The 10,200-nt window shown below is 32.5% G+C and carries 9 protein-coding genes; all 9 read left to right on the top strand.

Translation table 11 applies throughout. The annotated features are described in order from the left end of the window. Nucleotides 1–170: 170 nt before the first annotated feature. The gene (locus tag OIO11_RS12555) at nt 171–677 is read left to right on the top strand and encodes a recombinase zinc beta ribbon domain-containing protein (protein ID WP_268071798.1); all 507 of its coding nucleotides are present in this window, start codon (nt 171–173) and stop codon (nt 675–677) included. A 303-nt stretch (nt 678–980) separates the two neighbouring features. Beyond that, nucleotides 981–1,112 carry a hypothetical protein gene (locus OIO11_RS12550; protein WP_268071797.1) on the top strand — a complete coding sequence of 44 codons (132 nt, stop codon included), beginning with the start codon at nt 981–983 and terminating at the stop codon, nt 1,110–1,112. A 114-nt stretch (nt 1,113–1,226) separates the two neighbouring features. Continuing rightward, nucleotides 1,227–2,573: a metallophosphoesterase gene (locus tag OIO11_RS12545; protein WP_268071796.1), complete on the top strand. Its 1,347-nt coding sequence runs from the start codon at nt 1,227–1,229 to the stop codon at nt 2,571–2,573. Then, complete coding sequence (locus OIO11_RS12540; protein WP_268071795.1) at nt 2,570–3,637, top strand: GTPase-associated system all-helical protein GASH; 1,068 nt, start codon at nt 2,570–2,572, stop codon at nt 3,635–3,637. Before OIO11_RS12545 ends, OIO11_RS12540 begins: the two co-directional genes overlap by 4 nt. Before the next feature lie 3 nt (nt 3,638–3,640). Continuing rightward, nucleotides 3,641–4,627 (top strand): TRAFAC clade GTPase domain-containing protein, encoded by a 987-nt coding sequence (locus tag OIO11_RS12535; protein WP_268071794.1) that lies wholly within the window; start codon nt 3,641–3,643, stop codon nt 4,625–4,627. Between the two features lie 13 nt (nt 4,628–4,640). Further along, nucleotides 4,641–5,477: a TRAFAC clade GTPase domain-containing protein gene (locus tag OIO11_RS12530; protein ID WP_268071793.1), complete on the top strand. Its 837-nt coding sequence runs from the start codon at nt 4,641–4,643 to the stop codon at nt 5,475–5,477. Then, nucleotides 5,474–7,435, top strand: coding sequence for a GAP1-N1 domain-containing protein (locus OIO11_RS12525; protein WP_268071792.1), 1,962 nt, complete (start codon nt 5,474–5,476; stop codon nt 7,433–7,435). Before OIO11_RS12530 ends, OIO11_RS12525 begins: the two co-directional genes overlap by 4 nt. Before the next feature lie 906 nt (nt 7,436–8,341). Then, nucleotides 8,342–9,190: a hypothetical protein gene (locus tag OIO11_RS12520; protein WP_268071791.1), complete on the top strand. Its 849-nt coding sequence runs from the start codon at nt 8,342–8,344 to the stop codon at nt 9,188–9,190. A 637-nt stretch (nt 9,191–9,827) separates the two neighbouring features. Then, nucleotides 9,828–9,956, top strand: coding sequence for a hypothetical protein (locus tag OIO11_RS12515; RefSeq protein ID WP_268071790.1), 129 nt, complete (start codon nt 9,828–9,830; stop codon nt 9,954–9,956). Nucleotides 9,957–10,200: the final 244 nt, after the last annotated feature.

Here is a 10,200-nt window from a genome sequence, read left to right as displayed (position 1 = left end):
AGCTATATATTAAACGGTCTATCGACCTTTGATTTCTTGGCGTCAGTTTTATAGGTTAATATTTTTTGAAAATATAAAAAAACATGACGGGCTAAGTCCGCCCAAAATAAAATAGGGATAATATTACATGATAACCAAAGATTGCGCCATATAAATTTTTACTGTGACCCATGTTTCAGAAAACTTTTACTGAGGATTACCTTACTGGAAAAAGAAAAGTGAATCATGGTGAGAGGGCAAAATATTATATAGAAGATACTCACCCTGCTATTGTATTAAAAGATGTATTTGATAGAGTGCAAGCGGAAATGAAACGTCGTGAAAGAATTGTACGTAATAATGATGGGAGTATAGAAGTGTCAAAGAACAAATTCAATAGCAAATACATTCTAGGCAATCTATTAGCATGTGGGGATTGTGGTGCATCCTATCGTAGAAGAACCGAGCGTGGCAAAGTGTTATGGAGATGTGCAACTAGAATTGAAAAGGGTAAAAATGAGTGTGCCCTATCTCCTACGTTAAATGAAGAGTGGTTAAAAGAACAACTCACAGCACTAATTTGTGACGGTATTTATGATGAGGGTGCAGTGAAGAGTAAGGTGGGTAGAATTGAAGTTTATGATGGACATACTTTAGTTAAAGGATATGATGGGGCAAATATAAAGGTTTATCTATAGACAAAAATAAAATTAAAGGTACAATTTTGTTCGGGGATTGTAGTGAAACAAAAGTGGATTACTATTAATAGGCATTAAAACAGGGGCAGGGTGTATTCCCTGCTTCTGTTGAATTTAAACTGCTAAGAATAAAATCCTTAAAGTGCAGAGGACTTTATTGTTGGCGGTTTCGCTATTATAATTCTAAATTATTTGTAAAATTGTGTCTAATATGACGTTTTGCTGTTGTAAAATTTCAGGAAAAGATATACAATTGTAATAACAATGCTGTTTATATCATTATCTCAATTAGGAGGTATTATTTTGTCAACAGTAAATGAATTATTAGAAATGGCAAAAATAGAATTAGCTAACCTAACTGATGATATGTTTTCAATCACAGATAATAGCAATAATGAGCAATTGCAGTTAAGGCTACTATACCTCCATATTTGAGCCTAGTTTTTGAAGTTGGGGTCCTTAAATGTCTGCATTCTACTGAACTGCGCATTATTTAGTGCAGCAAAATAGAAATCATAACAAATACGAATAGAGTTTAAATTTATTTAAATGAACATTGAAACACTAGTGAACGAGGTGAAAAATTTGTCCCAATTATCTTTTATCCATCTTTCAGATATTCATTTTGTGAAATCAAGTAATGATCCATCAGATATAGATAAAGATTTGCGCGAAGCAATAATAAATGATTTAGAAATAAACGGAAGAGAAAACTTGAAAAATGTAGCAGGAATATTGGTTACTGGAGATATTGCTTTTTCAGGGAATATAGAAGAATATGAAATTGCCAAAGAATATCTTAACAGAGTTTGTGATGTTTTTCATATTAAACCAAGTGATGTATATTGTGTTCCGGGCAATCATGATGTTAACCAGAACGTAGTAAATAGTTCAGATTTAATCTTTGCAGCACAAAATGCTGTTGATGAAAAAGAGACTATAGATGACGCTGATAAAACCTTTAGTAAATATATTAGTGACAATAATTTTAATGCTTTATTTAAACCTATAGACGAGTACAATGAGTTTGCTAAAAGATTTGAATGCGATATTTCCGCAGATAAGATATTTTGGCAAAAGGATTTTGTACTTGAAGAGAACCTGAAGCTTAGAGTTGTTGGGATAAACTCATCTTTTTTATCTAACAGAACGGATCATCAAAAAGATAAGCCGGATCGTCTGATGTATATTGGACAAGCTCAAATTCCTTGCTATGAAACAGACGTAGCTACTTTATTGATGTGTCATCATCCACCCCAATGTTGGAAATTCAAGGATCATATATTGCAACGTATAAATAAAAGAGCTGACATACAGTTGTATGGACATATGCATTCACAATCTGTAGAGATTATGGATGAAAACGCAATACTATATTCTGGTGCTGTACATCCCACTAGAACTGTTGACTGGTTACCTCGGTACAACTGGATTACTATAAGCAGCAAAACAGAAACTGATGAACGGATATTAGAAGTTGAAATCTACCCTAGATGTTTAACAGCTGACAGGGACTCATTTGCCATAGATAGTACCTGCGCTTTCGGTGAAAATCATATATCTCATGAAATAAATATAGACCGCAAACGTAAATCTGCATTGCAAGATCGTAAAAGAGAAGCGTTCGTTAAAGATGAGATTGAATTATGCACACAGAGTATGTCAGTGACCGAAACTTCTGCGCCAATAGATGAACGTAAAATTATTTACGATTTTTATGAGCTATCTTGGATTGAGCAAATTAATATTCTTACACAGTTATCACTAATCACAAAGGAAACTTCGGCCACATTGGACTCGAAAATGATAGGTGAAGCAATTAACCGTGCAAGAGAACAAGACAGACTCTTTGAGTTACACAACAAGATATTAAATAAAATGGAGGGAAATTTATGAGAAAGCAATTTGCTGAGTTGTATTTTAGAGTATGTGCGGAATCAAAACCTGAGCAACTAGAAAAAAGATGGCAAGGAATAGAGGAATATTGTGATCAAGAAGAAGTTGACATCTATAATCTTATAAAAATGGCATATTCATTAAATGCTACTGATGAATTTAAAAATGAGTTTATTACTATATTTCAAAATATTGATATATCATTTCAGGCTAATTTTACAAAAGAACAGGAGCTTCTAGCGTCTATTTGTTTAATGAAGTTTATGGAGGACCCAGATCTAAGTTTACATATTGCACTTGCGGTAATGTGTGTATCTAAGTATAATGTTGAAATTTTGGTTCCTGAATTAGGAGAGGCAGCATATAAGGTTTTTGGTGAAACTTCTGCTGAAATCAGAGAGAAGTCAGTAAAGTACCAAAAATGTTCCACTGTAAATTTAAATAAACTCATTGAGTCACTAAAAGAATTAACTGCGTTAGAGCCTAATCATATAGTAGGGCTTTCAAATGCCTTAACGGAAATAGTTAGAAACATTAAAATTATTGCCCAAAATCAAGATCAAACTCTTGAGATTGTTGATATTGTACAAGAGGATTCAGATATTTTATCTTGGATAACTGGAAGTTGGAGCAACGAATTAGAAAAACCAATTACAAAGGGAACCTTACAGAAAGATGTTGCTTTGCTTCTAGCAAAAGAGTTAGCAGATTTTGTACAAGTTATTCCGGGGCCTTATGCATTCGAAGCATTCCTAAAAAAAATGTTAGATAACTGCAAGAAAGAAACAAAAGAATATTCGCTTGTTACAATGGTGGATTCAATTGACGATGCACATAAATCATCAATTCTTTCGTGTTATCAAATGGATGGCGTTAAACAAGAAAATACTCCGATACTATTTTCAATAAAATGTGCATTAGATGCAAAGCAACCGGATGTATGGAAAAGCATGGCTGCCAATAAACTTTCTATTAATGTTGAATCAACAGAATATGAAACTTTAGAATGGGCAAAATTGCTATATTTTGAGTGCTTACTTGTTAAAATAGAGGGTCGTGAATAAGTTATGGAAGATAATAATGTAGAAAACAAAATGCCAACGTTAGAAGTTGAGCAATCCTCGGATATTGATAAACTTATAAATGACGATATTGAAACATTAGATTCAAATGAAATCATTGAAGAAGATGGGAGAAGCGGGTTCATAAAGTTACCACATGGACTTGCATTAACAGTAGCAGAAACATACCCCATTACTGCCTCAGAAGTTAGCAAAACGATTATTCTTATAGGCCCCTTCGACAGTGGTAAAACCACAATTGAGACAACCATATATCAATTGTTTCAACGGAAGCCTTTTTCAGGGTTATATTTTGCGGGTTCTCAAAGTTTATTTGGCTATGAAGAAAGATCATTTTACACTAGATTAGAGTCTAAAAAAGAAATAGCAACAACGCCACGAACAAGTAGATTTGCTGACAAGATATTTCTGCATCTTAAATTGTATGATAGTACAACAAAAACAAAAACCAATTATTTATTTGGGGACATCTCGGGTGAGGAAATTTATTCACATTTAGGTAATGTAGAAACAATTTCTGAAAAAATGCCCTATTTAAAGTCGGTTGATAGTTATGTTTTTATCCTTGACGGGAAACAGCTTGCTGACAAAAATAAAAGAAATGGTGCAATAGATCAAGCTTATAATATGGCACGGACGATATTTGATGCCAAGCTATATTCGTCATCTACAAGGGTGCAAGTTCTAATTAGTAAATATGATATTATTAAAAAGAATGATGATGCTAATCTGGAAACCACGATTGATAAACGTCTTGAATGTATAGTTGATTTATTAAAGAAATATGTGAGTGAAGTAACCGTTCATAAAGTAGCTGCTATGCCAGAACCAGGTGATTTTGAAGTTGGTTATGGTCTTGAGGAGCTGCTTAGCACATGGAATAAACCACACACTGATAATCAAGTTGTTGAATCATATATGATTGACTGTCAATTGGATTCAGAGTTTAATAAGCTTATTTATAAAATGTAGGGAGGTTGAAGCTATGTATAAAAAATGTTTTATAGCAGGTTTACCTAGTGCGGGTAAAACTACTTTTCTTGCAGCTTTATGGAATCTTATAAATCATGACTCTGATGCTAAGTTAAAGTTGAACAAAATTGAAAATGGACAATATCTTGCGAATCTTAGCAATAAATGGGCTAATATGGAGCCTTTGGAAAGGACAGTGCCATCTGGCGAGCAAGCAAATATAAGCATTAAATTAGAATTGCCTAATAAGACTACTTTTGATTTACAACTTCCCGATTTGTCTGGAGAAACATTTCAAAGCCAATATGAAATGCGTGAAATTTCAGAAGAAGTTGTGAAATATATAGAAGATGCGGATGCAGTACTTTTCTTTATAAATGTGAATAGCATTAAACTTTTGGGATTGATTTCAGAGCAAACTTTTCTTCACTCAAGCACTCCAGCAATTAATAATGATATTATAAATCGTAATCCTAAAGAAGATGATCCTATTCAAATACAGGTTATTGAATTACTACAGTTTATTCTATTCATAAGAAAAAACAAGATGCTTAAGATAGGCTTCATGTTTTCTGCATGGGATTTAATAAAATCTAGCTTGAATGATATTAAGCCAGAGCAATTTCTTGAGCAACGAATGAATATGTTATGGCAATTTTGCCAATCAAATGATGATATTATTAAATATCAAACTTGGGGAATTAGTGCTCAAGGAGGCAGCTTTGATAAGAAAGATTTATTGTTAGATAAGGAGTATCCTTACGAAAGGATTTTTGTTGAAGGGAATGATGGCTATCAAGGCTGTGATTTAACACTTCCTTTATATCTATTAATGGGTGATATGGAATGAACGAAAATAGTATAATTATTCATCAAACATTACATGGCTACTCTAATGGTCACCATTTATTAGAAGCATCTATTTTATTATCGGATGACTCAAAGAGGAAAATGGATATTTTGAGCGATCTTTCGGGGACGGATGTTACAGATGGATTTGATTTTTACTATTCTGGATACCTTCTTGAAAACGAAGAGCTGGTAGTATTATCAAAAACATGGTATGCACCCGAAATGTCTAGACCTGGCTGTGTATGGACACATTCGCTATTAATACCTATCAAGGACTTGGCATTTTGTGCTGCTAATATCAATGCGTTATTAACCAAATTCAAACGTCCTGGTATTAGTGAGAGTCAAACAAAATATTCTGAGTCATTAGTCATTGATACACATGAAGATATATTGCAGAAATATGATGATAAAAAAATTCAGTATCTAATTTGGATTATGATTGGTCAAACTCCACCTAATTATATTGTAGCAAAAGACTCGGAAGAATTTATTAAGGAACTTTTGTTTATTTGGTTCATGTGCTACAGCGAGTTAATTTATGACTATTCCTTTATTACAGGAACAAGTTTTATAAAAAGTGATAACAGCAATCTAATTAGCTTACAGTTCTGTTCAAAGCAAGTTCGGAATAAATTAAGCCATTTATCAAGTAATATTACATTAATGAAAAGCATAGATGATGTTCAGAAGTTTCCACAATGGGTAATAAATACACATGCGATCTTGATAAATGGAGAGTGGAGTAAATTTTTAGCGTTTAAAGAACTATTATGTGATGGGAGTTTAAGCGAAGTAAGCCTTACATCCTTCATAAAATTGTATTCTTGCTTTTACAATGAAAAAAACTCTATTGATATCTATGCTTCGCTAGAGTTAATAGATAAACTTTTTAGAGAAGATAGGTCAATAATAGGAAACAAATTACTTGAACTATATTTTCAAGGTGCTTTTCAAGAATGGGGCGTATATACTGCGTATTCAAATATAGTTATTGCAACAATAAAGTTTCACTGGATCGATGTGCTACCAGAAACTTTAGAATTATTAATTCAAAAAGGGTTTTCTACAGATTTTATCGGTTCAAAAAAAATAGTGCAATATCTTGTTAAAATTGATGATTCACCACTACAAGAGAAATATTTACCAATATACGCCAGCTTATTGTCTCCGAGTTCTTTTGAAGATTTTTCAGATATGGATTACAGTGTTTGTAATGTTCTAATCGCAATTAATTCGACATTAGCTGAGTGTGATGCCATTTGGAAGCAATCTAGAGGCTTCCAACATGGAATATTAAACTCTTTGCAAATTTGTAAAAAGGAAAATAGGCTGGATAATAAAGTGCTTCGAATTATTCTAGATGCTAGTGAGTTCGATTTTTCTGGTGAGATATATAATATATGGGGTGAAGCATCCATATCTGTTTTTCTTGAATATTTACTTGGCATAGAATATCTGCGTCATAATGATACTTCTAAAATGGTTGAATTATGTAAGCAACATTCCCATATTGCTGCAAATTTGTTTGAAATAGATTTAGAAAGATTTAATCTTGAACAAATATTTGAATTAATGAAGATAGTTAATCCATTTACAGATAAACTCTCATCAAAAAGGTTGATTTCAGCGTATTCATTATTTGACATAAATAGCCTAAATGAATACCAAAAAAATGAAATGGCAGATTTTTATTTGCCATTTATAATATGTAGCAAGGATATGTTTCCGTATGAAATTGTATCATTTGCTGTGACCAATGTTCATTATCGTCTATCAAAACTTGCTTACCCAGAAGAAAAGTGGGAAAAACTTCAGAGATCATTACCACCAGTAACTGTATTTAATCAATGGGATAGATGCAAAAGATTAAGAAAGGCAATTAAGAAAAAGGGATACGACATTAAACTATTAAATAAATATAACGATAACGAGTTGAATATTCACTTACTGTAGAATAAAGACTAGTCCAAACATTCTTTAATTTTTTTGCAAGCTATAATCACTATTTCAGTATTAGCTTTAGTATACTCCTTAGATTTGATTTTGTATAATAGGATGGCAGGATCAAATCTAAAGAGATATTTTAAATGTCAGAACAAAAAGAAATCACTATAATTCCACCAAGCCCAAAGCACGATAGGCATGTACGAGTTGAGCAAAAATAACTCAAGGTGGCCGCCTACTGCAGGGTAAGCATACGCTTTAAACAGCAGGAAAACAGGTATGAAGCTCAAGTGAAGTACTATACCGAGAAGATAGCTGCGAATCCTAAATGGAGCTTTGCAGGAATATTTGCTGATCCAAGGCAAGCCGGCAACCAGCACCAAAGAGAGGGAGACAACTTCAACGATATGATTGTAGACTGCTAAAAAAGAGCCGGAAGTAAAAACATTAGATATTCTGAAAGGAATATATGAAGAATCTAAACTTGACGAGTTATTTAAGAAATTAGAATCTAATTATTTACTGGAGAACTTCGAAGTTAATGATTTGCTTATTGAAAAATACTATGATATTTGCGGAAACATAGATTTAGTATTAACTTTACTTAATAAAACGCATTATCCAAGTAGTACTCAACAATCTTATAATAGTAGGTATTTTTGGATGATGGTTATCTCTGCACTGAAAAATTAAAAATCAAAAAATAGTATGGTGACTTTCTTGTAAAGAGTGGCGGTGGCCATGACGGATTTAGTGAACTAATAAAGATTTATGGGTTTTTGGAAGATAAAGAGGTTTGCATAGGAGCTTTTGATACGATGCTTAAGGCCATAGAGTTTTTATTATGTTAATAAATCGTTTTATTTCGATGATATTCCAGAATTTTAAGAAACTACACAATGCGGGGGAAGAATAATGTCAGAACGAGCATACAGTCTAGAAAAAAAGGATAGGATGACAGCTAAGAAAGCAAGTTCATTAGCATACAGAAAGGAATTAAACGATAAGAGAGCGTTTATATGCTGCGATGAAAATTGTCAAATTGGATTAACATGTTCAAACTGGGGGATTTTGAATGGTAAAAAATATTATTTTAGGCCTTCAAGTAATGATGAGTTACACATTATTGGATGTACAGAGATATCATCAGATGAAGAAAAAACACAAATAGAACAGGAAAAGAATTGTGCTAAAACAACGATAAATAAAAATGGCTTGATAAAAATGACAAAATCAGTTAATAAAGCAAGAACTGACATTGGTGTACATCAAGGTAATGAAGATGCACCGATGAACAGCGTACATAAGAGAGCTGATGGAAAACCAGCTGGAACTAAGCAAGAAAGTAGAAACCTTTATTCGGTAGCTAGCTTTGTGGATCTGTATAGTGATGCCGAAATTAATCATACTGATAAAAACATTATGGTGGATAATGAACTATTAAGCTTAAATGAGTTATTTGTTGATTTACAGTCCACCGTTGAGTTTGATAAATTTAGAATATTTTATGGAAAAGCTATCATAAGTAAAGGATTTAAAGAAGGTATGTTACAGATTGATTTTGTTCAACATGAAAATTTACGTGTGTATTCAAATATAGATGCTGTAATCAAAAGAAGTAATGGAAAAATAGTAAAAAAATATCTTGATAAGAATAAGGATGTCTATGTATACTTACGCGGGAAAATTACATCAGACGGGTTAAAAGAAAGGTTTGTACCATATAACGATTCTGTTTATAAAGATTTATTCTGTGTAGAGTAAAAGAAATTGAAGCGGATACGGGAAAGCCAGTCATTACGAGAAAGAACGCTGTTGATTTTTCCAGGCTTATTGCTGATGCTATTTAAGAAACTGATGACAAAGATAAGTAATTGTATCGAATAAAGCCTTCAAGATGCCAACATGCTTTTGAAGGTTTTATTGCTTGCAATTTTACTTAAGTTGTAAAGAAAAGCAGACGGCAAAACACTGAAAAAAGCGGCCTGTCCAGGTGACTGTTTCAAAAATATACCCCTCCACCAAGGAGTCAGAGGATCCTCGCGTCATCTTTATTGTCTACTCAAGGCATGTGGAGACTTGCGTGTTGCTACAACGAAAAACTATATAGAAATCCTTAATTTTAGGCACTTCTTCAACCATTTTGTTTTTACAAATGAGGGAGACAAAATTCGCAATAAACAATTGAAAAAATATATTAATGTTTCTGTGGTTATTGATATGGAGTGTGGGAACACAAGAGAATAGAATTAGAAAAAAGAGATATTGTGAAAAATATCATTGAAAATCACTTGCTTTAATGTAAAAAAGTGAGTGATTTTTTATGGATTTTACTAGGTTAATAAGTCTTTTATTTTAAAAAAATATTTTTATTGAGTCATCAATAGAACATCCTGAAGAAATGATTGGCATATATAGAATTGAGCATGTAATGTTATTTAATGAAGATGATGAAGAATTATATGACGATAAAGGTATTGCAGAATATCATGAAGAATATGAATTAGTAAAAGCACTTGCTAACGCTTAGGGAGTTTCAACAGACATTGTAGAAATTATATAAATTCCAATTCATGGCAGCTGGAGGGGACATAATTTTAGCATTAGTCCTTTGGTATCTTACTTATTGAATAATAAAAGTAATCTATTAATTACCTAAGTTTCGTACAAATATAAAACTTATATTTGTACATAATTACCTGTTATTATTATCTATAATATTCCTTCGACTTCCAATCTTTTAGGCGGAGCCTTCTGGAATAATATACTAAATT

Source organism: Clostridium sp. ZS2-4, from assembly GCF_026719745.1.
Lineage (GTDB): Bacteria > Bacillota > Clostridia > Clostridiales > Clostridiaceae > Clostridium_H.
The sequence above is the reverse complement of the archived record's forward strand: the minus strand, read 5'-3'. Positions and strand labels throughout refer to the sequence as shown.

What these genes read in the sequence shown, in the direction of transcription:
- OIO11_RS12530 (WP_268071793.1), top strand. Translation starts at nt 4,641, where the DNA reads ATGTATAAAAAATGTTTTATAGCAGGTTTACCTAGTGCGGGTAAAACT.
- OIO11_RS12525 (WP_268071792.1), top strand. Translation starts at nt 5,474, where the DNA reads ATGAACGAAAATAGTATAATTATTCATCAAACATTACATGGCTACTCT.
- OIO11_RS12520 (WP_268071791.1), top strand. Translation starts at nt 8,342, where the DNA reads ATGTCAGAACGAGCATACAGTCTAGAAAAAAAGGATAGGATGACAGCT.
- OIO11_RS12555 (WP_268071798.1), top strand. Translation starts at nt 171, where the DNA reads ATGTTTCAGAAAACTTTTACTGAGGATTACCTTACTGGAAAAAGAAAA.
- OIO11_RS12535 (WP_268071794.1), top strand. Translation starts at nt 3,641, where the DNA reads ATGGAAGATAATAATGTAGAAAACAAAATGCCAACGTTAGAAGTTGAG.
- OIO11_RS12515 (WP_268071790.1), top strand. Translation starts at nt 9,828, where the DNA reads ATGATTGGCATATATAGAATTGAGCATGTAATGTTATTTAATGAAGAT.
- OIO11_RS12545 (WP_268071796.1), top strand. Translation starts at nt 1,227, where the DNA reads ATGAACATTGAAACACTAGTGAACGAGGTGAAAAATTTGTCCCAATTA.
- OIO11_RS12540 (WP_268071795.1), top strand. Translation starts at nt 2,570, where the DNA reads ATGAGAAAGCAATTTGCTGAGTTGTATTTTAGAGTATGTGCGGAATCA.